This window comes from Nonomuraea turkmeniaca (genome assembly GCF_005889735.1).
In the GTDB taxonomy this organism is placed as follows: domain Bacteria; phylum Actinomycetota; class Actinomycetes; order Streptosporangiales; family Streptosporangiaceae; genus Nonomuraea; species Nonomuraea turkmeniaca.
The window spans coordinates 35,318-58,187 of sequence record NZ_VCKY01000029.1; the positions used below are offsets into that span (position 1 = coordinate 35,318).

Annotated in this window: 24 protein-coding genes; 12 read left to right on the forward strand and 12 right to left on the reverse strand. The window is 68.4% G+C overall.

All coding sequences use genetic code 11. The annotated features are described in order from the left end of the window. Positions 1-203 precede the first annotated feature (203 nt). Entirely contained in the window at positions 204-1,403 is a 1,200-nt protein-coding gene (locus ETD86_RS11470; RefSeq protein ID WP_138666118.1) for a hypothetical protein, read from the forward strand. Here ETD86_RS11470 and ETD86_RS11475 read toward each other — a convergent pair. The 3 genes from ETD86_RS11475 to ETD86_RS55010 form a co-directional block, all read right to left on the reverse strand. Continuing rightward, entirely contained in the window at positions 1,285-3,615 is a 2,331-nt protein-coding gene (locus ETD86_RS11475; RefSeq protein WP_170223019.1) for a DEAD/DEAH box helicase, read from the reverse strand. The two genes, ETD86_RS11470 and ETD86_RS11475, sit on opposite strands and share 119 nt — an antisense overlap. Positions 3,616-3,846: 231 nt before the next feature. Beyond that, a complete protein-coding gene (locus ETD86_RS11480) occupies positions 3,847-4,923 on the reverse strand; it encodes a methyltransferase (protein WP_138666120.1) in 1,077 nt (358 codons plus the stop codon). Positions 4,924-5,038: 115 nt separating this feature from the next. Beyond that, complete coding sequence (locus tag ETD86_RS55010; protein ID WP_170223020.1) at positions 5,039-5,179, reverse strand: hypothetical protein; 141 nt, start codon at positions 5,177-5,179, stop codon at positions 5,039-5,041. 589 nt (positions 5,180-5,768) lie between these two features. Between ETD86_RS55010 and ETD86_RS11485 the strand changes: the two genes are divergently transcribed. From ETD86_RS11485 to ETD86_RS11515, 7 genes are all read left to right on the forward strand, one after another. Further along, positions 5,769-7,313, forward strand: a complete 1,545-nt coding sequence (locus ETD86_RS11485) for a radical SAM protein (protein ID WP_138666121.1) — start codon at positions 5,769-5,771, stop codon at positions 7,311-7,313. Continuing rightward, on the forward strand, positions 7,291-7,980 hold the full coding sequence (locus ETD86_RS11490; RefSeq protein WP_138666122.1) for an aspartate racemase/maleate isomerase family protein: 690 nt from the start codon (positions 7,291-7,293) through the stop codon (positions 7,978-7,980). Before ETD86_RS11485 ends, ETD86_RS11490 begins: the two co-directional genes overlap by 23 nt. Continuing rightward, positions 7,977-8,798, forward strand: a complete 822-nt coding sequence (locus ETD86_RS11495; protein ID WP_138666123.1) for a hypothetical protein — start codon at positions 7,977-7,979, stop codon at positions 8,796-8,798. The genes ETD86_RS11490 and ETD86_RS11495 overlap by 4 nt, the downstream gene beginning before the upstream one ends. 4 nt (positions 8,799-8,802) lie before the next feature. Next, positions 8,803-9,612, forward strand: coding sequence for a carbohydrate kinase family protein (locus ETD86_RS11500; RefSeq protein ID WP_138666124.1), 810 nt, complete (start codon positions 8,803-8,805; stop codon positions 9,610-9,612). 22 nt (positions 9,613-9,634) lie between these two features. Continuing rightward, complete coding sequence (locus ETD86_RS11505) at positions 9,635-10,585, forward strand: nucleoside 2-deoxyribosyltransferase (protein WP_138666125.1); 951 nt, start codon at positions 9,635-9,637, stop codon at positions 10,583-10,585. After that, positions 10,585-11,076 (forward strand): P-loop NTPase family protein, encoded by a 492-nt coding sequence (locus ETD86_RS11510; RefSeq protein ID WP_138666126.1) that lies wholly within the window; start codon positions 10,585-10,587, stop codon positions 11,074-11,076. The genes ETD86_RS11505 and ETD86_RS11510 overlap by 1 nt, the downstream gene beginning before the upstream one ends. A gap of 114 nt (positions 11,077-11,190) precedes the next feature. Beyond that, a complete protein-coding gene (locus ETD86_RS11515; protein ID WP_138666127.1) occupies positions 11,191-11,514 on the forward strand; it encodes a MazG nucleotide pyrophosphohydrolase domain-containing protein in 324 nt (107 codons plus the stop codon). A 245-nt stretch (positions 11,515-11,759) separates the two neighbouring features. On the opposite strand, the gene ETD86_RS11520 is transcribed toward ETD86_RS11515, so the two are convergent. The 5 genes from ETD86_RS11520 to ETD86_RS11540 form a co-directional block, all read right to left on the reverse strand. Beyond that, a complete protein-coding gene (locus ETD86_RS11520) occupies positions 11,760-12,299 on the reverse strand; it encodes a transglutaminase-like domain-containing protein (protein WP_170223021.1) in 540 nt (179 codons plus the stop codon). A gap of 403 nt (positions 12,300-12,702) precedes the next feature. Then, positions 12,703-13,686 carry a methyltransferase domain-containing protein gene (locus ETD86_RS11525; protein ID WP_246147853.1) on the reverse strand — a complete coding sequence of 328 codons (984 nt, stop codon included), beginning with the start codon at positions 13,684-13,686 and terminating at the stop codon, positions 12,703-12,705. Between the two features lie 378 nt (positions 13,687-14,064). Further along, positions 14,065-14,550, reverse strand: a complete 486-nt coding sequence (locus ETD86_RS11530) for a hypothetical protein (protein ID WP_138666129.1) — start codon at positions 14,548-14,550, stop codon at positions 14,065-14,067. Positions 14,551-14,699: 149 nt separating this feature from the next. Beyond that, a complete protein-coding gene (locus tag ETD86_RS11535; RefSeq protein ID WP_138666130.1) occupies positions 14,700-15,821 on the reverse strand; it encodes a hypothetical protein in 1,122 nt (373 codons plus the stop codon). 575 nt (positions 15,822-16,396) lie between these two features. Continuing rightward, complete coding sequence (locus ETD86_RS11540; protein WP_138666131.1) at positions 16,397-16,729, reverse strand: histone-like nucleoid-structuring protein Lsr2; 333 nt, start codon at positions 16,727-16,729, stop codon at positions 16,397-16,399. Between the two features lie 147 nt (positions 16,730-16,876). Between ETD86_RS11540 and ETD86_RS11545 the strand changes: the two genes are divergently transcribed. Continuing rightward, a complete protein-coding gene (locus ETD86_RS11545; protein ID WP_138666132.1) occupies positions 16,877-17,302 on the forward strand; it encodes a hypothetical protein in 426 nt (141 codons plus the stop codon). Between the two features lie 59 nt (positions 17,303-17,361). Here ETD86_RS11545 and ETD86_RS11550 read toward each other — a convergent pair whose 3' ends face one another. Further along, positions 17,362-17,523, reverse strand: a complete 162-nt coding sequence (locus ETD86_RS11550; RefSeq protein ID WP_246147854.1) for a hypothetical protein — start codon at positions 17,521-17,523, stop codon at positions 17,362-17,364. Between the two features lie 134 nt (positions 17,524-17,657). Here ETD86_RS11550 and ETD86_RS11555 point away from each other — a divergent pair, with 134 nt between their 5' ends. The 3 genes from ETD86_RS11555 to ETD86_RS11565 all read left to right on the forward strand — a co-directional run bounded on the left by ETD86_RS11555 (position 17,658) and on the right by ETD86_RS11565 (position 19,301). Then, positions 17,658-18,215 (forward strand): GNAT family N-acetyltransferase, encoded by a 558-nt coding sequence (locus ETD86_RS11555; RefSeq protein WP_138666133.1) that lies wholly within the window; start codon positions 17,658-17,660, stop codon positions 18,213-18,215. Between the two features lie 77 nt (positions 18,216-18,292). Further along, positions 18,293-18,754, forward strand: coding sequence for a hypothetical protein (locus ETD86_RS60025; protein ID WP_425465624.1), 462 nt, complete (start codon positions 18,293-18,295; stop codon positions 18,752-18,754). A 28-nt stretch (positions 18,755-18,782) separates the two neighbouring features. Then, on the forward strand, positions 18,783-19,301 hold the full coding sequence (locus tag ETD86_RS11565) for a P-loop NTPase family protein (protein ID WP_211369979.1): 519 nt from the start codon (positions 18,783-18,785) through the stop codon (positions 19,299-19,301). Positions 19,302-19,308: 7 nt separating this feature from the next. Here ETD86_RS11565 and ETD86_RS11570 read toward each other — a convergent pair whose 3' ends face one another. The 3 genes from ETD86_RS11570 to ETD86_RS11580 form a co-directional block, all read right to left on the reverse strand. Then, positions 19,309-19,983: a 3'-5' exonuclease gene (locus tag ETD86_RS11570; protein WP_138666135.1), complete on the reverse strand. Its 675-nt coding sequence runs from the start codon at positions 19,981-19,983 to the stop codon at positions 19,309-19,311. Next, entirely contained in the window at positions 19,983-20,522 is a 540-nt protein-coding gene (locus ETD86_RS11575) for a transglutaminase-like domain-containing protein (protein ID WP_138666136.1), read from the reverse strand. Before ETD86_RS11575 ends, ETD86_RS11570 begins: the two co-directional genes overlap by 1 nt. 180 nt (positions 20,523-20,702) lie before the next feature. Beyond that, complete coding sequence (locus tag ETD86_RS11580) at positions 20,703-22,571, reverse strand: ABC transporter ATP-binding protein (protein WP_138666137.1); 1,869 nt, start codon at positions 22,569-22,571, stop codon at positions 20,703-20,705. Positions 22,572-22,870 lie beyond the last annotated feature (299 nt).

Below are 22,870 nucleotides of genomic sequence, written 5' to 3' on the forward strand. Positions count from 1 at the left end.
GCAGAAGGCCCCCGCGCAAACGTGGCCTGACAACCCAGCGCGGAGACCTTCCCTCTCAACCCGGCCCGGCGGTTGCCCCCGCTGGGGGCTCTGCCGTGCCCGATCGACGATCGAAGGCCAGGATAATGCACGAGTCCTCGGGTCGGCTACCCATGCCCGAACCCGCTTCCACCACTGCCGCGGGCCACGTCCGTCATGCCCGCATGCCGTCGGCCGCTGCGGCGGCCGACGTGCCCCTTCCCGAGGGGTTGGCTCGGGCGGCGTCGCGCGCCCTGTGGCTGCGCGTCGTCGCCGCACACCCGGACGCCGGCGTTCGCCGCGGCGACTGGCGGCGAGGCCTTGACGCTGTCGTGTGGCAGCTCGCCACCCGCACCACCCGCACCATGCTGACCGTGCCCGCCAAGGGTGCTACGTGGGCGATCATGGCCGCGGATGGGTGCGTGTCCCGGGCTGTGCTTGCCGACCGCATCTCCTGGCTGATCGCCCGCGGCCTGCTCGTGCGGGCCGTCGCCGGGTCGACGCCCCGCTACCGACGTGGCACCCGCCAGGGCCTCGACGACGACGGCCTCGGCAACCTGGCTGCCCAGTACATCCTCACCGTGCCTGAGGACCTCCTGCAGGAGATGGCCGACGACCTCGACCACTCCCCCGCTCTCGTCCCCGCCGACGCCGACGACATCGATGCGGAGGTGCCGTGGCCTGTTGAAGTGCTGCCTGTGGATCAAACTTGGACCCCCTCACCCACACCTGCTGATGTAGGAGATGAGACTCCCCGTAGCGCGGGCGCGCGCGAGCGGCCTGTTGCCGCGTCACCGGTGTCGGCGTGGCCGGCCGTCGTTACGCCGCACACCAAGGCCGACATGCTCGCCGCGTGCGAGCGGCTGCGGGCCGACGATCCGTTGCTCGCCCAGCTGACCGCCCGACACCTGCGCAGCCTGCTGCGGGCCGCGTTCATCTCCGGTGCCACCGTCAGCGACGTTCGGTACGCCATCAATCACCGCGTCGACGGGACGCAGCACCCGTACACCGACAGGCCGCGATGGCTGCCGGCCTGGCTGCGGTCCCGGCTGGCCCACTGGGTTAACGCGGATGGGGAGCCGGTCGCGCCCTGGCCGTCGCAAGCGCGTGCCCAGGCGGTGGCGCGTGACCGGGCAGAGCAGCAACGTCGGCGCGCTGACCGTGCCCACGCTGTAGCCGCGTGCGGCGACCCTGTACGGGGCGCTGCACGCGCCCGCCAATTGCTCGCCGAAGCAACTGGCCGGACAGGCCCGCAGCCTGGCGTCATCAAGCCTGTCGAGGAGGTAGCCGGACGCCGGCGGCGCGTAACGCCTTGGCGCGGTGGGCCAGCATCTCGCCTCGCCGATAGCGAACCTTCTCCTGCGACAGCCATCTGCCGAGGGTGAGCTCATCGGGAGGCGGAGTGACGTACTTCTGCGGCACGTCGACGTTGCCGTTGTGCGCGCGCTTGTAGACGTACAGCGCGGCCAGATAGCGGTTGAAGCGGTACTCCAGAGCGTCCCAGATGAAGCCGCGTTTCTCGAGTTCCTTGATCTCTTCCTCGGTCAGGGTGCCTGCCCGCCAGCGCCGTCGCACGCCGGCGACCTTCCGGCCCAGCTTGCGAGGGTCAGGTCCGGGGGTGACATAGTCCTGAGGGATGTCGAGGTCGCCATGCGTCTTGCGGTAGGCGTCGAGGTCGGCGAGGAATTGCGTACGCTCCGCGTCCAGGACGTGCCAGACCATGCCCATGGCGGTGAGCTGGCTGGCGAAGTCGGAATCGAGAGTTCCTGCTTGGTAACGAGTTCGGATGCCGCTGATGACAGAGCCGAGCGGGTACGGAGGATCGTCGCCGGTGACGTAGCTCCTGGCGACGAGCAGGTCGCCGTGCGCTTTCCTGTAGATGCGGCACTCGGAGATGATGCGCTGCCGGTTATGGTCGCGAAGGTCCCACACCATGTCGAGGGCGTCCATGCGGGCGACCCACTGAGCTGAAAGGCTGCCGTCCTTCTTGTAGGTGCGCAGGTGATGCAGCCAGCCGCCCAGCAGCAGACCCGAGGGCGCCGTCCAGTCCTCCGGCACGAGCAGATCGCCGAACTGGGCGCGGTACGCTTCGGCGGCGCCGTAGAGCTCCTCCCACGAGTGAGTGCTGGCGCGGACCGTCTGAACGGCGATCGCGCTGGCGAAACCAGACGGGACGGGCACGCCGGCGATGCGAATCCAATCGGGTAGTTCCGCGATGTCGGCGAAACCCGGATCGGTGCCGAGCTGCCGACGCAGCGCGCCGAGGTGGGCGGCGAGGCTGTCGTCGTGCGCGGCCAGCGCGCGGACGACCTGCCACACCGGCGCGTACGCCGAGCTACTGAGGGCGGTTTCCGGGTCTTCGCCCGGGCCGAGGATGACCGGAACGATGACGGAGGCCGTCTTGGGGCCGGGCTGGTCACCGCGGCGCAGGGCCCGGCCGATGGCCTGGATGGTGTCGATGGGTGAGGTGCGGCTGTCGATGAACGCCACCGCGTCGACGGCGGGCACGTCGATGCCTTCGCCGAGCACGCGAGCGTTGCCGATGACGACCAGGCCGTCGTCATCGGAGCGCAGACGGTCGAGGATCGCGCGGCGCTGAGCGAGCGGCTGGCCGCCGTGGACGTGCCCCGTCCACAGGCTCGTCGGCCGTTCGCCAGGTTCGAGCAGGGTGGCGGCGTGACGCAGGGTCGCAGCGAACCATTCGGCGTTGCGTACGCGGTTGTGGAAGGTGATCATGCGGTGGATGCCGTACTGCTGGGCGGCGCGAAGCACGGCAATCTGGGTGGCGAGCATGGCGGCTGAAAGCGCCGAGCGGCCGCTTTGGTAGAACTCCGCAGGCTGTGGGGAACGGGCTGCGGCGCGGAGGTGTTCGTTGGTCACCATGGGCACCACGGTTTGGTACCGGGCCAGCAGGCCCTGGTCCCGGGCTGCGGAGAAGCTGAGCCGATGCGCGATCTCGCCGAAGACCTTCGTATCGTCCATGCTGGCGACGTCATCGCCGCCGCTCAGGATCACCTTCGGGGTGGCGGTCAGGTACAGACGCCGATCGGCCGGCAGATGCGCGTTGCTGTGAACGGTCGTCCACGCCTTGCTGACGTGGCCGACACTGCGGTGCGCCTCGTCGATGATGATCAGGTCCCACATCGGCAGGCCGTGCTCGTGCGCGGCGGCGATCACTGGCAGGCTGTGGTAGGTGCTGGCCACGGTCACCCTGCCCGGCCCGGCGGCGATGCTGGCGAGTTGACCGGCGTCGGACGTGACCGCGGCCTGGTGCTCGTGGAGTTCGCCCTCGTACTCATCCAGGACCTTCTGATCCGAGCAGACGGCGATCACCCTGCCCAGCGCCTGGTCGCCGAGCAGCGCCCGCCACTCGCGAATGGTCTGGGTGAGCAACTCCAGGAATGGCGCCACGATCAAGACCCGGCCACTGCCGGCGCGATGCAGAAGCCTGCTGCTGGTGGCCGCGCCTATGCGGGTTTTTCCAGTTCCGCAGGCCATGACCGTGGTTGCGCGCTCGGCGTTGCCGAGCGCGGCGATTGTCGCCTCGACCGCCTGGTGCTGATGCGGCCATAGTTCGTAACTCCGCTGGTCGCTCATGTACGGGGTTTCATGCTTTCTGCGTCGAAGGGATGCAGCACGTGAAGGTCGTCCGGCAAGTGCCCAGACGTGATCGCGCAGCAGTGGAGGGCGGCCGGGCATGAAACGTGGCAGCGGGTGGAATGGAGACGCCGTTCGCGATGACGGGGCGGTGGCGCCCATCAAGACAATCGCTGCCCGCGATTGCTGAACTGTCCAGTGCACCAGCGGGCGCGCTGGACAGTTGAGGGGTCATGCCGCAGGCTGGGCGATCATGAGCGTTTGATCGGCAGGCAGAGCCTCGGTGGCGATGATGTCGAGCCCCGCCAACCGCATCAGCTCCTGGTACTGCTCCAGGGTTCTTTCTTGTCCATCGGCGAACAAGGTCATCATGCGGACGTCGAGGTCGATGGCGCTGGTGCAGACGCCAGGCTTGGGCAGCAGCGTCTCGATGCACCACAAGCGAGCCAGCGGCCCTGCTTTCCTCAGAGCGTCCCCAACGTGAGCCAGGAGCAGACGGCTGTCGGTGTCGTCATGGTTATGTAAGACCAACGGGAGGATGATCACATCAGCGGGCGGGCAGAGGTCGCTGAACATGTCGGCGTAGGCGACCTGTACGGGGTCGGCCACCTCTTGTTCAGCGTGATGGTGTTCGGCTTGCTCGGCGACGCGGGACCGTTCGACCAGGATCCCCTTGAGGTGCGGATGAGCGCGCAGAATCGTATCGAGTACGTTCCTGGCCCCGCCGCCGGCCACGGCCAGAGTGCGCACGCTGCTGTAGTCGCGGTCGGCCAAGGCGTCAGCAACGGCGCGGCTCTGGCCGTTCATGAACATGTCGAACAGCGTCGCCAACTGCCGATCGCGGGTCAGGAGCGCGTGCGGGGCGACGTGGTCCCTCAAGATCGCAGGGTGTCCGATGCAGATTGTCTCGGGCAGCCGCTCGCCAGCCTCCTGCCACAGCGGCGCCATCGTCACACCGACTTCCGCCCACATCGAGCCTTCCCCAGGCAGCAGCACCTGGCCCATCGCGGTCAATCCGTAGCGTCCTGCGGCGTCCCTGTCCACGAGGCCGTAGGCATGCATCGCGTACAGGAACCTGCGCATCTTCGACCGGTCGGCTTCGCAAACGGCTGCTACGTCGTCGCTGGCCCGGGGGCCGTCCTTGAGAATCAGAGGGATGCCCAGGGTGACGAACGCCCACAGTGCTTTCAACCGGACGTCGCCACCGACGGTCATCGCTCGGAGCGCCTGATACGGACTCGCCACAGGCCGATCGGCGCACGAGCCGGCAGCGAAAAGCTTGGTCAGATCATGATGGTCGGTGGTCACGCAGTGGCTCCAGGAGACGAGGAGGAAGTGGACGGATGTGAGCTGGGCCTACCAGGTCAGATCGGTGGCGCCGACCTGCTCCGCCGGGTTCCCGTCAGGCACGCGTTGGGACAACTCAGAAGGTGGCCGCCCCCCGCTTACGCCCACGCCGCCCCACGCCTGGACGGGTGGAGCCCAGCGTCCGCTTGCCGAACGGTGCTGCCGCTCCACGGGCGGTGGCCGGCGGCGTGGCCATCTGGTACAGCTTCTGGCCCATCCCAGCGCACCACACGCTGACCGCGGGAGGAGATCGAGCAGGAGTAATCCGGAGAAATGAGTGGCAATATCTCCTGCCTCGCGGTGTCGCCTCTCACGGCCGCCAGCGTTTCACGCGCCGTCGACGGCGCTCCGTTCCTCGGCGAGCGGCGGTTCATGACCTCCTACCTAAGCCCGGTCAGCACCGCCGCAACAGTGTTCAAAAGGGGTTCACTTCCTCGGACCAGCGACAGGAACCCACCCATCACGCCTGACCCGTCGCGAATCCACTGAAGTGCACCAGGCTCCGAGTGCCACCCTTATCCGGGCCAGTGGGTGCCTGCGAACCAAGGCATCGAGCGCTCCCTCGGCACGGTCACAGCCCCTCCCAGCGTCTGGCAGCCCAGCCTGGCACGAAGGAGGGCAAAGCCGCAGCTAAGAGTCGGCGCGCGACCCCACGGGCGTGGCCAACGGGAGTAGCCAGAGGAGGAGTTTCTGCGGCGCATCCGGACGAGCCAAACACGCCAGAGCGGGGAAGACCTACCTGTGAGCGAGGACCAAGAGCAGGCGAGCCCACGCCCCGCGCGGGCACGCTGACGATCGGAGTGCACATGAGCACGACATCGCGCACCACGCTGCTGATCTTGGACTGCTACACCGTCGAGCCCTCCGGACTGGGGGTTCCGCCGTACCTGTCCACCTACGCCCGAGCCGCGTACGGCGCGCTACGCACCGCGCAACCGCGTGCCCGGGTCGCCTACCTGACCATCGACGACGTCCGCTGGTGCCTCAACGGCGGCCGGCCCTACGAGCAGCCCCCGTTGTCCGACCGGCTCACCTACTCGGCCACCACCAACCGCGAGGACGCCCTGCGCTTACTCGGCGACGCCGCCCTCACCGTGGTGATCGCCGGGGACGCCGTCCCGTCGGTGCACCTTCAGGCCCAGAACGGCTCGGTCGAGGAGATCGCACGGGCCCTCGCCTGTACCCGCGGCCGTCGCGTCCTGCTCGGCCCGCTGGCCTCCTACGCGCTGGCCGACCCCGCGGGCTACGGCGGACTGTTCGACGCCGTCCACACCCACACGCTCACCTCAGCCGACCTCACCTCGGGGACCCGGCAAGCCGCGCCGTACGAGCGGCTGGCCGCCGACCGGGTTGATTACCGCGACCTGATCGACCAGTTGCGGTGGACGCCGGTCGCCGAGATCGAGCTGTATCGGGGCTGCACCCGCCGCCGGTTCTGCGACTTCTGCAACGAGCCGGTCAAAGCCCCCACGGTGGACTTCCGGCCGGTCGAGGACGTTCTGGCGGAAGTCGCCATCCTGCACGCCGCCGGAGTCCGGCACTTCAGACTCGGGCAGCAGACCTGCTTCTTCTCCTACATGAACCGCGACGCCGGGGCGATCGAGAAGCTGCTCGCCGGCATCCGGGAGGCGGCCGCCCCCGACCTGGTGACGCTGCACATCGACAACGCCGACCCGCTCGCGGTGGCCTCGCCGTCAGGGGCGAAAATCGCCCGGCTGGTCGCGTCGTACTGCACCGAGGGCAACTGCGCGCCGATGGGCATCGAGTCCTTCGACGTGGAGGTCATCAAGCGCAACACCCTCACCTGCACCCCGGACATCCTCTTCCGCGCGGTCGAGCACGTGAACCAGGCAGGCGCCCACGTCGGCCCCGGCGGGCTGAGCGTCCTGCTGCCCGGCCTGAACCTGATCTACGGCCTGCCCGGCGAGACCCACCGCACCCACTACGAGAACCTCGCCGGGCTGGCCCGCATCCTCGACGCCGGGCTGCTGTGCCACCGCATCAACGTCCGGCAGGTCCGCGCCTACCCCGGCACGCCGCTCGCCGCGATCCAGGCACAGGAGCCGCTGCCCTCGGCCGAGCACTTCACAAGCTGGAAGGCGGACATCGACCACATCTTCGACCAGCCGATGAAGCAGCGCGTCTACCCCACCGGACGAAAGATCACCGACCTGCACTCCTTCTTCGTCACCAACCGCGGCACCTGGCACCGGCGGCTCGGCTCCTACCCCATCCAGGTTGTGGAACGCGACACCGCCCGCCCGCTCTACGACAGCGCCGACATGACGATCACCGGCCACGCCCCCCGCTACGTCTACGGAGAACGAAATGGCTCTCCAGCAGGCGCCTGACCACCACCGCCCCTCGCCGCACGTCGGCGTGCTGGTGCCGTGGGCCAACACCGTGGTGGAGGCCGAACTGCCGCAGTGGAGCCGTGGCCTGACGGTATGGCACTACGCCCGGCTGGTCCCCGCCTGCGGCGGCACGGCCCTCGATGACGACTTCCTATCCGGGCTGATCGAGGCGGTACCGCAGGCGCTCCACCAGCTCTCCCGGCTCCCGCTGCACCGGGTGTACCTGGCCTGCACATCGGCGACCTTCACCCGCCCAGGCCACTTCGCCGACGTCACGGCCGCATCGCCGGTGCTCGTGGTGAGCGCGTTCGAGGCGATCGTCGCGCAGCTTCGCGGGTACGGCGCCCGGAAGGTCGCTTTGGTCACGCCGTACCCGGACGAGGTCACCAAGGCCGAGGCCGTCCGGTTCGCCGAGCGAGGCATCGCCGTCACCGGCTCGGCGAGCCTCGGCCTCGCCGACGGCTACGCGGACGTCACCCTCACGCAGCAGGTGGCGCTGTCGGACCAGCTGGGTAAGGAAGCGATGCGGCAGGCGGACGCCATCGTCTTGTCGTGTACCGGCTGGCCCACCCGAGCCGCCATCAAGGTCCTGCGGCGCCGGCTGGGACGGATGGTGATCTCCTCCAACGCCGCCATCGCCCTCCACGCCCAGGAGCACCCGTGAACCTCAACGACGAGGCCGCCGAACTCGCCCCCCGCCTGTACGGCCTGGTCTCGGTCGTCAGCGCCCAGGACGCGGTGCGGCTGGCGGTCGAGGCCAACCACGACCACAACCAGTGGTGGCCGCCCCATGTGGACGACTGGCGGATCCGGATGCTGGTGGCCGGGTGGAGCACCCGCGTGTCTTATGCGATGGTGGACGTCTACGCCGAGGTCGTGAAGAAGGCCGACGCCTACGGCTGGCACGACCTCACCGGCATGCACGACCAGGAGGTCGCCGAACTCGTCCGGCCGCTCGGCCTGGTGGACGCACGCGTCCGCTACCTGCGCTCCCTGGAAACCTTCCTGGCCGCCTCCGAAGTGCTCGGCCGGCGCCCGCTCACCATGCCGGCCGACGCCTTCGTCGAGGCGTTCGCGGCCGAGGTGAACGGCGCCTCCTACAAGGTCGCCCAGTGCGCCGCCCTCTACGCCCGCGGCTACCACTGCGGCATCATCCCCGTGGACTCCGGCATGGTGAGCAAACTCGCTCCCCTGCTCGGCGTGAACGTGGGCAGCGGCACCTACGCCCACGAACGGATGCGCCTGCTTCTGGAAGCGTGCGCCGCAGCCGATTCCTCCCGTTATCGGGACCTCATCACGGCTCGCGGGCACCGCGTCACCGTTCCCGAGGAGGCGACGCCGGCATGGTGGCTGCACCTGGTCCTGATCTACTTCAAGCGCCTGTTCCTCAACCGGCCGGTCAGCCCGAGGGTGTGCGCCCTGAGGCCCGTCTGCCCGGCCGTCCTCGACTGCGTCCACGCGCCCCGGCGACGACGGAGGTAGCCCCGTGCCCTGCCTCGGCGTGATCGGCAACATCTCCATCGACACCACCCGCTACCCCGATGGCCGCAGTCACGTCCTGATCGGCGGAGCCGCGTTATACGTCGCGTCGGCCGCCGCCCGAGCGGGAGCGACCGCCCGTCCAGTCGCAGTCGCCGGGAGCGACCTCGCCGGCCTGCACGCTCATGCCTGGCCGGCAACGCTCGACCTGTCGGGTGTGGCCATGATGCCCGGCCCGTCGTGCCGATTCGACATCACCTACGGCAGCGACGGCCAGATCATCGCATTGACCGCCGAATATGGGACCGCTACCACTCTGACAGCGCACGCCCTGACCCTGCTGGCCCGCGCCGACTGCGACCACTGGCATGTCTGCTGCCGCCGCCCCTTGGACATCGGCCAGGTCCTGGACCGCCTCATGATGACGGGGCAGCGCTTCAGCCTGGACTTCCACCTCCCCTCCGCCGCCGAGCAGATCACCGCGGCCAAGGCGGCGCTCCCGCACGCCGAGGCAGTGTTCGTCAACGCCGCCGAGTACCAGCTCCTGGACGACCGCGTCGCCGTCAACGACCTGCCCACCGTGGTGGTCTCCGACGGGCCCGGCGCGGTCATCCTGCTCCGCCACGGCCAGCCGGTCGGCGCCGAGTTACCCAAACGCCACCCCGTCGTGGAAGTGACCGGCGCCGGCGACACCCTGGCCGGCACCTTCCTCGCCGAAGTCCTTCACGGCACCCCCGAGCGAGACGCCCTGGCGGCAGCCGTCACCGCAGCCAGCCGCCACACGGGTACTCCGGGCGTGCCCTACAACCCCCCATAACCCGCAGGGAAGGCCCCCAGCCTTGGCGCTCTACTACGTGGCCCACCGCCTGTTCGCCGCCCATGACCGCGCCCTGGGCGCGCACATCGCCCACCACCTCGCCCGCCGCTTCGGGCAGGACGCCGTCTTCCTCCCCTTCTGCGACACCGACGAGGAAAACCTCACCCACCCCCGCAAGGGCCAGCGCCTGTTCGAGCTGGACCGCGAACGCCTGACCCGAATCGACGCGATGATCGCTCTCCTGCACGGCCCCAGCCTCGACGACGGGGTCTGCATGGAGATCGGCTACGCCGCCGCCCGAGGCGTCCCCGTCCTGGCCGTCACCACCGACTTCCAGGTCTACGGCCCCGCCCCCGACTCCGCAGTGCGCTCGCCGTTCCCCGACCCGCTGCTCCAGCACGTCGTCAGCCGCGTCATCTCCGTACCCCAGCTCGGCCCGCCGGGCAACGACAAGAACCGCTTCGCGCGCTTCCTCGACCAGAACCTGCACGCCATTGACCGGGCCGCCGCAGAGATCACCGAGCCCCTAGCGGGCTCGCTCCCATCCACTTCCTCCCTGCCGCCCGCCGACATGAACGGCCAGCGGCGGGCGTACCTGGAGCCCTCCCCGTACGGCGGCGATACCTGGACCGCCGAAGTCTCCGACACCCTGCACACCCACGGCTACACCACCCACCGAGCCGGACGATTCAACGCCACCGACCCCGTCCAAGCGGCCGGCGACGACTGGACAGCGCTGGCTCGGTCCAACCTGGCCGTCGCGGACATCCGCGGCCCCGAGACACCTCCCGGCGCGGCCCTGATCATCGGTGCCTGCGCGGCGACCGGCCGTCCCGTCTACGCCCCCGACCCCGGCTGCTGGTGGACCTTCGCCCACGGCCGCGAACCCAACTACCGCAACCTCATGATCCAGTACGGCCTGACCGGCACCTTTAGCGACCTCCCCGAACTCGTCAAGTACCTGGAGGCGTGATGGCTGCCGACCTCACCCTGTGGGCCCAGCGTTACGAGGTGATCATCCTGGAGGGCTGCGACGGCGTAGGCAAGACCACCCACGCCACGGCGCTCGCCACCCACTACGGCTACCAGCGCGTCCACGCTGACCGCACCCCTGACGGTGCGGACCTCTTCCAGCGTCACCGCGCCATCCTGACCCTGCCCGGCCGCCTCGTCCTGGACCGCAGCTTCATCAGCGAATTGGTCTACGGCCCCCTCCTACACGACCGCTGCAGATTGACCGCGCCACAGACCGTCGAACTGCTCGGCCTGGTGGCCGCCCGCCGAGGTGTCCTCATCCATCTCACCGCCACGCCCAAACAGATCCAGGGCCGCCTTCTCGCCCGTGATGGAACCGCACCCGCTCATGATGAGATTCGCAGGCTCATGGCCCGCTACGTCGCAGTCTTCGCGGACCTGGCCCAGTACGCGACGGTTCTTACCGTGGACAACGCGGAGGCCGCCTGACACGTCTTATGAGAGGAGGTGTTTCCCCTACCCGCTGGAGCGATGGCCGCTAGGCTCACAGCCGTCCGCCAACCTCACGGAGCCCAAGCGGCTCCACGGCACCAGGAGAATCGGATGCACCTCCGAGACATCCAGAAGCGGGCGTGGGAGAACAAGCTGGCCAAGGGGTTCAACACCACTGATCTGCCGCTGGAGTTCGCCCTCGCCCACGGGGAGCTATCGGAGGCGTTCGAGGCGGCCCGCAAGCACCCCGAGACCCTTGGCGAGGAACTCGCCGACGTGCTGATCTTCCTGACCAGCATCGCGGAGATGAACGGCATCGACCTCGCCTCGGCCGTCGAAGCCAAGATGGCCAAGAACCAGGCCCGCCGCTACGAGCGAGGCCCGCACGGGACATTGATCAAGACGGACGAGGAAGTGGGCTCCGGACTCGTCTGACGGTGGCGATCAGTCACGACATCGTCGCTGGGCTTTCTTTCACCTACTGCGTAGGCGGCGACGGGGGCCGCATCGGAGTCGAACCGCCACAGCTCAACGAATTCGGAAGAAGCCACACGGAGGGCGCATACGGCCCCTCGATCGGCACCGGAGGCCGACCTTTCGGAGTCAGCCCTTCGAAGTCGATGACAAGGTGTGACGGGTGAAATCCGCGTCGACGTTCAGAGAAGGTCCGGCATTAAGCATCAGCGGGCACCAGGACAGGCACGAGCGTCTTCGGCACGAACGGCTCGCAGCCAGCGGTTGAACGCCTCCTGGTAAGCGCCGCCACCAGCATCGTCGGCTTCGTCGACGTCAGCGTTCGGCCGCGGCTCAGGACCGTCGCCAGGCCTCCACAACGGGCCCTGCGGCTCATAGGCCGGGACCGTGTCGGTGAGGCCGTCCCACTCCGCTACAACCAGGCCCGCCGCGGCCAGAGCCGGATCATGCGTGGCATCGACCAGTCTCCACTTGCCCTCGATGAGCACTTCGGATGCGGTGTGCACGTCTTCGCGGGAGACCAGCGTCCACACCTCTGCCGGCTGGTCGGGCAGATAATACAGCCACCGGACCCGCCGGGCCTGGTAGCCAAGCGCGCGAAAGCCGCCGATTAGGTAAGCCGCTTTCGCCAGGCAATCGCCGCGGCCCACGCCCATCAGCGCTTCGGCGTCGTGGGCGCCGTCGGTGGCATACGGCACATTCCGTACGGCAAGGAACAAGGCGATCCGCTCGGCGCGCGCATCCACGCGACGACCGTACCCGCACGACGTCGTTCCCGCACGGAAGTTCACTAGGTGATGGCGACAACTCGCCACAGCCGCCTAGCTCATTCGACTCCCCTCCGTGATCATCTTGCCGTCGAGGACGTAGAGGCGGTTGGCGCCGCCGACGGGGGCGTTTGTTGATCAGGGGTCGAATACCGCGCCTCGGACTTATGTCAACGATTGAGGCTCTTGGGGCGTCTGTACAACAAGGAGGTTCTTGTGGAAGTTCTGAACGACCTTGAGAAGGACCTGTGGCTGGAGTTCCTTCTCATCGAGGCTCTGCACGAGGAAGCAGAGCGGCGGACGGCGCCTTAACGATCTGAGCAGTCAGCGAACAGGCTGGTCAGCCGCACGATCACAGAGCGGCTCGCGATCGGGCCTGAGGCTAACGGACGCAGCACTGCCAAGGGCCGCGCGACAACTGGATGGCCCCGCTGGCGTTGATCACAGCCTGAGCCCCGTAAGCCGGCGTGCTTCCCCGGATGAGCCAGTCGTGCCGTACCTCGTCAAGGAGGTCCCACAGGCGTCGCGGACCGCCCTGAACGACCACCGGCAGATCATCGCCAAAGGCGGTGGCGCGAGCCCACGAACCATCGGCATGTGACAGGTGCGCGGTGCACCGCCCGTCGTCACCCTCTTCGTACCGGTGCCGGATGCCTGGCGCAGCGAGTTCCAGCATGGCGGCGACATCGCTGAACGGTCGGATGCGCGCCACCGGATAGCGGCCCAGTCTCTCCTCACCGGTATCCCGGGCGACACTCGGCGTGGGCTCGTGCCGGGTATCGCGGGGCACCTCGGCCGCGGTGAACATGCCACGGTCCCATCCGATGTGGCCATCCGCTCCCCCGCCGGCGTTCTTGACCGCGGAGAGAATGAGCGGCGTTGCGGCGATCGTGGTCACCAGCCGGCCACCAGGCCGCAGCGCCGCCAGCCACGACGGGGGAATCGGACGGACGCCCGTCATGGACACGATCCGATCGTAGGAGCCCGGCAGCGGCCCCGTCCCATCCCCGGTGAGTAGCGTCGGCCGCAGCCCCATCGCATCCAGGCGGCCCAGTGCAGCGTCGGTCAGATACGAACTGACGTCGAGCGAGGTGACCGACTCGGCGCCGAACCGGGAGGCGACAAGGCCGACCGGATAACCCGACCCCGTGCCCACGATCAGGACGCGGGCCCCCTGATGGATCTGGGCGTGACGCAGGAGTCGCAAAACGAGGCTGGGCATCGCGGAGGACGACGTGGGCAAACCGGTCAGCACCGTGCCATCGTCGGCGAGGTCAGCGTGCGTGCGCTCCACCTCGGTCACCAAGGACACGTTCCGGTAAGCGGCCCGCGCCCATTCGTCCGGGTCCGCCACGCCGTCGCGCACCTGCCAAACTCCCCACGGCTCGCCCTCCGGAGTGCTCCACCATCGGGGTACAAGCAGATGCCTCGGAACCGCCGCGACGACCGGCCGCCACCGAGATTCCTCAGCGGTGACTTCTGCAGCAAGTCGCTCACTGTGCCTCCGCCACCACATGACGCCTCCCATCAGAGCCCACCCTGTCGTGACCGTATGTAGCGGCTTGCTCAGTATCGCAACCCCGCTCTCGATGCGGTCGAAGATGAGGAACTGAAGCGCTGGCGGCCCGGCCCGTAGATGGTGTGCAGGCCGCGCCCGAAACACACCTGGACGCCGTTGCCGTACGGCAGCGGTTGGCTCGCTCGCCCCAGGAAGGCATAGCAGCGACTGTGGCCGAAGGCGGGCTCAGTAGACGAAGTGGCTGTCCTCGGCGAACAGGGCGGCCATCTCGGGACGGGGCGGGACAGGCAGAACAGACAGGCCCTGCGCGCCAGAGACAGCGGCCATCGCGTTGCGGGCTCGCACAAGTGCGCGATCGGTTGTCAGTGCCGACGGGCGTCCGGCTTGCATCAGCAGCCCCATGTAGTAGGTCAGCAGGCGGGGCGGCAGGCCCTGACCCATGTGCGCGCTGAGGACCACGACCTCAGCCTCGACGGTCGGCTGCATCGGCTGGCGTAGGAGCGCGGCGCGTAGCGGCCACGGCGGGCAATAGCCGTCGCTCGCCAGGCGGCCGTCATTGGGCGTAACGGAGGCGACATCGCGGACGGCGACAGACAGAGCCTCGCCGAGCTGCGCCACGTCCTGATCGGCTGCGACGCCAAGAGCCACCATCGCGTCCACACGTTCCCAGTCACGCGGGTCGAACTCCTCGGCCCCCTCTGTGAAGGTCATGGCGTCGAGCCTAGAGCCGCGTGTGGTGAATGGTGTCGAAAGCCACGGTGCGCCCCATCCTCGTCAGGACCACCGCCGACGACCTCAGCTCCAGCCGGTCTACTCCGGCACGACGCCCTCTGGCAGGGCCGCCATGTGGTGCCGCCAGGTCACTCGGCGGGGATTCGGGTCTTGAACATGGCGACCCAATCTTCCATGAAGGTCTCGGCGGTGTGCGCGTCGTCCGGCCCGCCGAGCAGCGGCGGTCCGTCCCTCATCTGCTTCATCAACTCATCGCTCAGCCGGACGGCCCACGGCTGCATGCAGCCGTCCAGGCCGGCGGCGAAGTCTCGCGTTCTCCTCGTCATGCTCCAGCCGCTCACCATCATCAGCAGGTGCCCGGCGCCGAGCTCGTCGACGCGTGCGCGCAGCGCGGCGAGCCCAGCCGTGTCCGGCATCAGCAGCGCGTACCCCCGGTAGAACGCGGCGACGCCGCTCAGCTGGTACAGCACCGTGCGCGCCTGCCTCAGCTCGTCGATGCCGGCCGATTGGATCGCTGGAGGCCCGTCGAACCTCGCGAACTGCTTCAACAGCGCGTCCATCTCTCCGGAGAAGGCCTCGTCGCTCAGCACGCCCTGCAGATCCTTCAGGGGAAGGGCAGGGTACAAGGTGGCCAGCGCCTCGATGAAGGCGTCGACGCCGATCTCCTCTATCCCCAGCCCCGCAGCGGCGATCAGCTGAACCACCGCTTGCCGGCCGGACGACCTCGACGGCGCGTCCTCCTCCAACTCCCGTCGAGCCAGAATCGCAGCACGCATATCCGCGACGTCGAAGGCGATCGGAGCGATGGGCTCGTTGTCGAAGGCGTTGCTGGCCATGCGGTAGAAGGCGTCGATGTCCGGCTCAGTACGTGCCTGCCGCGCCTGCCCGATCAGCCGCCGAATCGGACACGTAGCGCTCATCCACTCCAGCGCGGCGTGCACAGCGGCCGGTGGAGGCTCAGGCACCGGGGGACGGCCGGGCTGTGGCAAGCCAGCCTCGGCGAACCAGTCCAGCACGGCCAGTCGGAGGTCGCGGCCCTGGCGGGCGTGCCGGGCCAGCGCGGCGGCTATCTCGACCGTCTCGGGTTCCAGCGTCGAGGCGGATCCTCGACCAGCGCCGCGCCGTGTATTGGTGGGCAGCAGGCCGACGTGCCGCCATCGCTCCAGCTGGGCGGGCGAGCATCGCAGATCTCGCTCAGCCAGGGCGGCGGTCACCTCGCGGTCGGCCCTGCTGGGCCCGCGTCTGGGCATGGGCCCATCCTGGCCTTCACAGCCCCGCGAGGTTGCCGCGAATCACAAAATTCGTCTCTGGCTAACTGACTCTCGACAGCTCCCAGCGTGGGCTGGCGATACGAGACAGGTCCGAAGAAGGGGAAGCGGCTGGGATGAGTGGCGGACGCGGGAAGAGGCCGGGGGAAGATCCCCGAAGGAACAGGCAATGGACCTGGTGGGCGCTGCCGCCGGCGGCGATCGCCTGCCTACCCTCAAGCCGGCTTGCCTTACTGCTGGCCGGCGCCGGGGTGGCGCTGTTGTTCGCGGTGTTCGCCGCTGTCGCGCTGGGATCGGCCTTCGCTTCCCGCGACGGTGTCCGGCGGGCCGCCGCCCGAACCCTTGACCTCCTGCTGAGGTTGGCCCCCTGGTATACCCCGCGGCGTTAGTCCTGGCCTGCTTGGAGCAAGGTTCTGGATCGGCAATTGACGCATCGCAGCCAATGACGTGGTCGTGATCGGCCAGGGCGTGTGCTGTCGGGCAGGCGTCGCCGAAAGCGGTCGCTTGAAATATGAAAGCCCCGCTCCCTCCGGGGAGCGGGGCTCGTTGTTGCTGCATTACTTGCTGGCTGCCTCGAACTGTTCCACAACAGTGGCAGCGATCCTGCCGCGCTCGCTAACGGGGATGTTGTGCTCCTTGGCCCAATCCCGGATTTCCCTGGACCGCTGCCTGCTCACGGCGGTCGTGCCGGTGCGGCGACGGCGAATCTGCACACCAGAGGAACGACGGGCGTGCTTCACGAATGGGGTAAGAACTTCCCGCAGCTTCTTCGCCTTGTCGCTGGCCAGGTCGATCTCGTAAGTGGCTCCGTCGATCGCGAAGGACACAGTCTCGTCGGCCTCGCCGCCGTCAATGTCGTCGATCAGGATCTCTCGAATCTGCTTAGCCATTGGTGTTCTCCGCTTAACCATGTGCATCTCGGACTTTCTAAGCCCAAACCTAGTGGTCAGCATTCATATAGGCAAAACGCTTGTCGAATTTATGACATCACAACTTGGTTAAGTCGTCTCAATTGCGCGCGATGTACCCTGCCACGCATGCGATCCATCGCTCTGACTGCTCTCGTGGCCGCGCTCGCCTGGACCGTTGCAGGATGCAGCTCGTCGGCCACCCCACCGCCGGCCCAGGCTGACGCAGCCGCACAACAATCGACCGCCGCCTATGACTTAGCACGTCAGCTCGTCGCGGCCGGATTCCGGTGCGACCGATCCGAACCGGACGGAGACGGCGTGCTCGACGCGGCCCAGTGCGAACTCCTCGGCGCGCATTTCTACATCACGGCCTACGCCGACCACGCGGCAGCCCGAGCGGCGGCCGAGCGCCTATACGACAAGCGCCGCAGGGACAGCAAGACTCCTTACCTGCTCACGCAGGACACCTGGGTCGTAGACGCTTCGCAGGACCGCAACAACGGCGTCGGCATCCTGCGCATGTTCCCCGGCGCAACGGAGATCGCACCCTGATATGGATCCCAGATTGCACCGTCAACGGCTGGGAGGGGGAACGACGGCGATGACGACTTCTACCGGTAGGCGGCGGCCTGGAGGGTGTACAAATCGGCGTACAGGCCGCCCAGCGCCATCAGCGCAGCGTGACTGCCCTGTTCCGTGAACTTGCTGTGGTCGAGGACGTAAATGCGGTCGGCGTAACGGACGCTCGCCAGCCGGTGCGTGATCAGCAGCACGGTGCGGTCGTCGGCGTGGTGCCGGATGCCCTCGAACGTGGCGTGCTCGGCGCGGGCATCCAGCTCCGCGGTCGAGGAGTTCGCCGGGCTGCTCGTCCAGGCTGCGTTGCCGCCCGGCCAGTAGGGTCGGGGCCATGTACCCGGTGATGCTGTCCTCTTCCCGGCTCGCCCTGCGGGAGTTCACCTCGGCCGACGTGGAGCCGTTGCTGGCCATCTACGGCGACCCGAAGGTGACCGAGCACATGAGTTTCGAGCCGCGCTCGCGCGAGCAAGTCGAGACCACCATCACCGGCGTGACCACTGCGGTCCGCGCTGAGCCCCGGACCGAATACTCCCTCGCCGCGGTGTTGCCGGACGACGAGCTGGTGGCGTACGCCAGGCTAGCGATCGACGTCGGTCACCCGCTGCAGAACAGCGCACAGCTCGGCTTCGCGTTGCGCGCCGACCGATGGCGGCAAGGGCTCGGCACTGAGGGGGTACGGCTGCTGCTGCGACTCGGGTTCGAGCATCTCGGCGTCTACCGCATCTGGGGGGCACGGAGCCCCGTGAACGAGGCGTCGGCCGCGGTGATGACCAAGGTGGGCATGGTGGAGGAAGGCATGATCAGGGGGCATCTGAAGCTTTCCGCGGGGTGGAGGGATTCCGTCGTTCACTCGATCTTGGCTCCGGAGTGGGATGCCCGTCAGGGTTGATCGGGCAAGCTGCGACAGAGGCCGCCGCGCGTCGTGCGCGGCTGTGTTGCCAGGGTTCCTAAGCAGGCTGCTGGGCCGTGTTCAGGACGTTGTCGAGCGGCACGGTGGAAGTCGTCCATGCGGGTCGTCACTGGTTCACCGTGGCGCGCTGGCGCAGCCGCGAGCTCGGCGCCATCCGCACCGGCCCAGTCCACCACGCCTTCGCCACCGTGCCCCGCCATCTGTTCATCACCGGCTTCTACACCGGCGGCGACGCCTACACCCGCCTCGGCGACGACCTGCTCGACCAGATCTACTCCGATGTCGCGCTCATGACGCACTGGCCAGCGACGCGGCCGGACGCCCTCCTCGGCCTCGATGCCGCGCGTGGTGGCTCGCATGCTGGAGGCCCTCGACCTGCGGCCGGGCCTGCGCGTTTTGGAGATCGGCGCCGGGACCGGCTACAACGCGGCGCCGCAGAGATCAAGGCCCATCTGAACGCGAGCGGCGGCGCCCGCCGGACGCGCGAGCCGCCGCGGACCTTTCACGTAGTTGCGTGACCCCGGGCGGTCACTATCGTGAAGGGCCATGCCCATGAAGCGAATCGCCGTCATCGGATGCGTCGGCAGCGGCAAGTCTCACCTCGCCCGCGAACTGGGCAAGGTGCTCCACGCGCCGGTGACCCACCTCGACGCCCTCTACTACGACGAGGAGTGGAACCCGCAGCCGCAGCCGGCGTTCGAGGCGCTTCAGGAAGAACTGGTATCAGGCGACCGCTGGATTCTGGATGGCAACTACAACGCCACCCTGTCGATTCGGTTGAAGGCCTGTGACACGGTGATCCTCATGGACGTGCCCACGTGGGCAGCGCTGTGGGGCCTGGTGTCCCGCCAGGTCAAGCACGGCAGCGGGCAGGACCAGACCAGCGGCATCTACAACCGCATCCATTGGGGTGTTCTCCGGTACGCGGCCACCTACCGGCGCAAGATGCGTCCCGAAGTGCTCGCCAAGATCGAACAGCACGCCGGCCATGCCGAGATCATCCTCCTGCGCGGACGGCGCCGTACCCGCCGCTGGCTGGAGCAGGTGGCCGGCCGCCAGCGATAGAGAGGGCTCAGAACAGCCTGGTCTGCGCTTCCCCGGGCGCGGCGACTCCCCTGGCAGCCAGCCCGCCGGAGCGGTCAAGATCATGTAGTGCCTTCCAGTGGCCGGCGAGTGCCCCCTCAGCAAGCAGCCGCTGGAACACTTGGACCGTGACCAGCACGTCCGACATGGCCCGATGGCGGCGAACAGGCGGAGTCAGCCGCAGATGCCGCACCAGATGATCCAGCCGATGAGAGGACAGCTCCGGATACACCACCCGGGCCAGCCGCACCGTGTCCAGGAGCGGGACAGCGGCCAAGGCGGGACAGTGCCGCCGCTGGCCGGCGATGAGCCCCGCCTCGGTCGGAGCGTGATGGGCGACCAGCCGGTACGGCGGAGCCGTCAGCCGGGCATCCAGGGCGGCCATGACTTGTTCGGGCGCCGCCGCATTGGCGAGCATCGCCGTGGTGATGCCCGTCTGGGCGGAGAAGCGGCTCGTGACGGGGACGTCCTCGGGCGGCGCCATCAGCGAGTCGAACCGCCACAACTCAACCAGGCCAGAGGAAGCCACCCGCACGGCGCATGCGGCCACCTCTACCGGTACCGGGGATCGCCCTTTCGGGGTCAGCCCTTCGAAGTCGATGACGAGGTAGGTGTGACGGGCGAAGTCCGCGTCGACTTCCAGGGACGGTCCGGCGTTGTACATCAGCGGCTACCAGGCCAGGCACGCTCGGTTTGGGCCCGAACGGCTCGCAGCCAGCGGTTGAACGCCTTCTGGTAACCATCGCCGCCTGCATCGTCGAGTTCGTCGACATCAGCGTTCGGTCGCGGTTCAGGCCCGTCGCCGGGTCTCCACAACGGACCCTTCGGCTCATACGCGGGCACCGTATCGGTGCGGCCGTCCCATTCCGCCACCACCAGGCCAGCTGAGGCCAGGCCCGGATCGTGCGTGGCATCGACCAGTCTCCACCGGCACTCGATGAGCACTTCGGCCGCGGTGTGCACGTCTTCGCGGGAGATCAGCGACCACACCTCCGCCGGCTGGTCGGGCAGGTGGTACAGCCACCGGACCCGCCGGGCCTGATAGCCGAGCGCGCGAAAGCCGCTGATCAGATAGGCCGATTTCGCCAGGCAGTCGCCGCGGCCAACCGACATCAACGCCTCCGCGTCGTGGGCGCCGTCGGTGGCATACGGCACATTCCGTACGGTCAGGAACAAGGCGATCCGCTCAGCGCGCGCATCCACGCGACGACCGTACCCGCATGACCGCGTTCACGTACGGGAGCTCACCAGATGGCGGCACTCGGTTGTGGCCGTCCAACGCGCGCGGCCGACCTGCCTCGCGCGAGCCTGGGAGCCGAGCACTTGGCACGGCTCCCAGGGCGCACCATCAGGGGCTGGAGAGGTGACCGCGGTGACGGCTCCTTACCGGTAGGCAGCAGCCTGAAGGGTGTACAGATCGGCGTACAGGCCGTCCAGAGCCATCAGGGCCGAATGGCTGCCCTGCTCGATGATCTTGCCGTGTTCGAGAACGTAGATCCGGTCGGCGTAGCGGACGCTCGCCAGCCGATGCGTGATCAGCAGCACGGTACGGTCACCGGCATGATGACGGATGCCCTCGAAGGCGGCGTGCTCGGCGCGGGCATCCAGCGCCGCGGTCGGTTCGTCGCAGATGAGCAGGTCGGCCTCGCGATGCACACCGCGAGCCACGGCGATGCGCTGCCACTGGCCACCGGACAACTCGTGGCCGTCCTTGAACCGGCGATCCAGCAGCGTACGGTACCCGTGCGGAAGATCGGCGATGACGTCGTCGGCGCCGGCCACGGCAGCGGCGGCATGCAGGACGGCCTCTCCCCTGTCGGCGCCCATGGTGATGTTGTAGCGGGCCGTCAGCGGCCAGCGGGTGTGGTCTTGGGCGATGACGGCGATGCGGCGTCGGGCGGCGTCGGGGTCCACGTCCGCGAGATCGACGTCATCCCATAGGACGGTGCCGCTGTCCGGCGCGTACAGGCCGGCGAGAATCTTGGCCAGGGTGCTCTTGCCGGAGCCGTTCTCGCCGACGAACGCGATGACCTCGCCACGCCCAATCTCCAGGGACACGTCGCACAGCGCTGGAGTGTCGGAGCCGGGATAGGTGAAGGTGACATTGCCGGCGGTGATCCGCCCGAAGCCGGCCAGAGCGGCGGCAGGGCGGGCACCAGGCAGGCGCCGTTCGTCGGAGCAGAAGGTGAGGAACCCGGTGAAATCGGTGAAGTACAAGCCTTCTTCGTAGAGTTGGTTGGTCGCGTACATGAGGTTCGCCAGCGACGTTTGGGCCGACTTGATCGCCAGCACGGCGGTGCCGGCGACGGCCAGCGGGATCGCCGCCACCGCGAGCAGGACACCAAGGGCGATGTAGACCAGCGCGGCACCGACCCCGCCCAGTGCCTCGCCGATCAGCCGGGTGATCGCCTGCCGTCGGGCGAGCCCCAGCCTGACGTCCTGCTCGGCCGTGGCCACCGCGTCATACATGCGCAGCAGGAAGCCCCGCATGGTGAACGCGCGGACCTCGGCGGCGGCCTCGCGTTCGGCGAGCAGCTTGCCGATGATCCACTTGCGGCGGCGAGCCGGAATGAGGGCGTACTCGGTGGTGTAGCGCATGCGGGCACTGCGGACGGCGGCCCACGCGTCCGGCACCACCGCGAGCACAAGAAGCGGCAGCAGAGCGGGATGAAGCACGCCGAGGACACCGGCCACGGCCGTCAGGCCGACGGCGGCGGTGAGCACGTCGATCGCGGAGGCGACCACGGTCGAGGCGACGTACATACCGCGTGAGGTGGCGCGCTCCAGGGCGTCGTGGAAGTCCGGGTCATCGAAGGAGACGAGCGTGACCCGGCTGGTGAGGCCGTAGAGATTCTCCTCGGTCAGGCGGGCGATCTGCGGGTTGAGCCGGGACTGCGCCCATCCGGCCCCCGCCTGTACCGTGGCGCGCAGGGCCGCCGCGGCAGCGACGAGAGCGAGGCTGGGCAGCGCGGCCACCACGCGATCGATGGTCGGCCCGGTGGTGAAGAGCGCGGTGAGCACGCCGGTGGTGGCCAGCAGCCCGAAGGCGGTGAAGACGCCGCCGAGCACGTTGAGGATGATCGCGTACAGGGTGTCGCGAGGGCTGGCCTGCCAGGCCACGCCCATCGCCTGGCGCACGAGCGATGGTAGGCGTCTGGCGATCGTGCGGAAGCGGACTTCGGCCATCTTGTCGGCGTGGCCGTACCAGTCGGAGATCGTGATCTCACCCAGTTCTAGGGACTCTTCTGCCATAACGGGGAGTGTGACGGCGATCACTGACAGTTTCGCTGTCGGGGCCTTCAGCTACGGGTGGGAAGCACAGCGGCAGCCGGACGCAAGGAGCGAGAGTTCCGGGCCAACGCTCGCCCCGCCAAGATTCTTTCGGGCCTTTCGGGACCTTCTTACGCGCACGCGCGTATCGCGCAGCAAGCCCACGCGGATCTGCCCCCACACCACCCAGCTCTTCGCTGGACCGGGGCTGGCCGGCGGCGCAAAGACGCCAGCACGGCCGCCATGGCGCCAGCGGCGGCCAACAACTGCCTCGCCCACGT

Bases quoted from the DNA above. Each gene is read 5' to 3' on its own strand.
- ETD86_RS11470 (WP_138666118.1), top strand. From the start codon at position 204: ATGCCGTCGGCCGCTGCGGCGGCCGACGTGCCCCTTCCCGAGGGGTTG.
- ETD86_RS11475 (WP_170223019.1), bottom strand. From the start codon at position 3,615: ATGAGCGACCAGCGGAGTTACGAACTATGGCCGCATCAGCACCAGGCG.
- ETD86_RS55010 (WP_170223020.1), bottom strand. From the start codon at position 5,179: ATGGGCCAGAAGCTGTACCAGATGGCCACGCCGCCGGCCACCGCCCGT.
- ETD86_RS11485 (WP_138666121.1), top strand. From the start codon at position 5,769: ATGAGCACGACATCGCGCACCACGCTGCTGATCTTGGACTGCTACACC.
- ETD86_RS11490 (WP_138666122.1), top strand. From the start codon at position 7,291: ATGGCTCTCCAGCAGGCGCCTGACCACCACCGCCCCTCGCCGCACGTC.
- ETD86_RS11510 (WP_138666126.1), top strand. From the start codon at position 10,585: ATGGCTGCCGACCTCACCCTGTGGGCCCAGCGTTACGAGGTGATCATC.
- ETD86_RS11515 (WP_138666127.1), top strand. From the start codon at position 11,191: ATGCACCTCCGAGACATCCAGAAGCGGGCGTGGGAGAACAAGCTGGCC.
- ETD86_RS11530 (WP_138666129.1), bottom strand. From the start codon at position 14,550: ATGACCTTCACAGAGGGGGCCGAGGAGTTCGACCCGCGTGACTGGGAA.
- ETD86_RS11535 (WP_138666130.1), bottom strand. From the start codon at position 15,821: ATGCCCAGACGCGGGCCCAGCAGGGCCGACCGCGAGGTGACCGCCGCC.
- ETD86_RS11540 (WP_138666131.1), bottom strand. From the start codon at position 16,729: ATGGCTAAGCAGATTCGAGAGATCCTGATCGACGACATTGACGGCGGC.
- ETD86_RS11545 (WP_138666132.1), top strand. From the start codon at position 16,877: ATGCGATCCATCGCTCTGACTGCTCTCGTGGCCGCGCTCGCCTGGACC.
- ETD86_RS11555 (WP_138666133.1), top strand. From the start codon at position 17,658: ATGTACCCGGTGATGCTGTCCTCTTCCCGGCTCGCCCTGCGGGAGTTC.
- ETD86_RS11565 (WP_211369979.1), top strand. From the start codon at position 18,783: ATGCCCATGAAGCGAATCGCCGTCATCGGATGCGTCGGCAGCGGCAAG.
- ETD86_RS11570 (WP_138666135.1), bottom strand. From the start codon at position 19,983: ATGTACAACGCCGGACCGTCCCTGGAAGTCGACGCGGACTTCGCCCGT.
- ETD86_RS11580 (WP_138666137.1), bottom strand. From the start codon at position 22,571: ATGGCAGAAGAGTCCCTAGAACTGGGTGAGATCACGATCTCCGACTGG.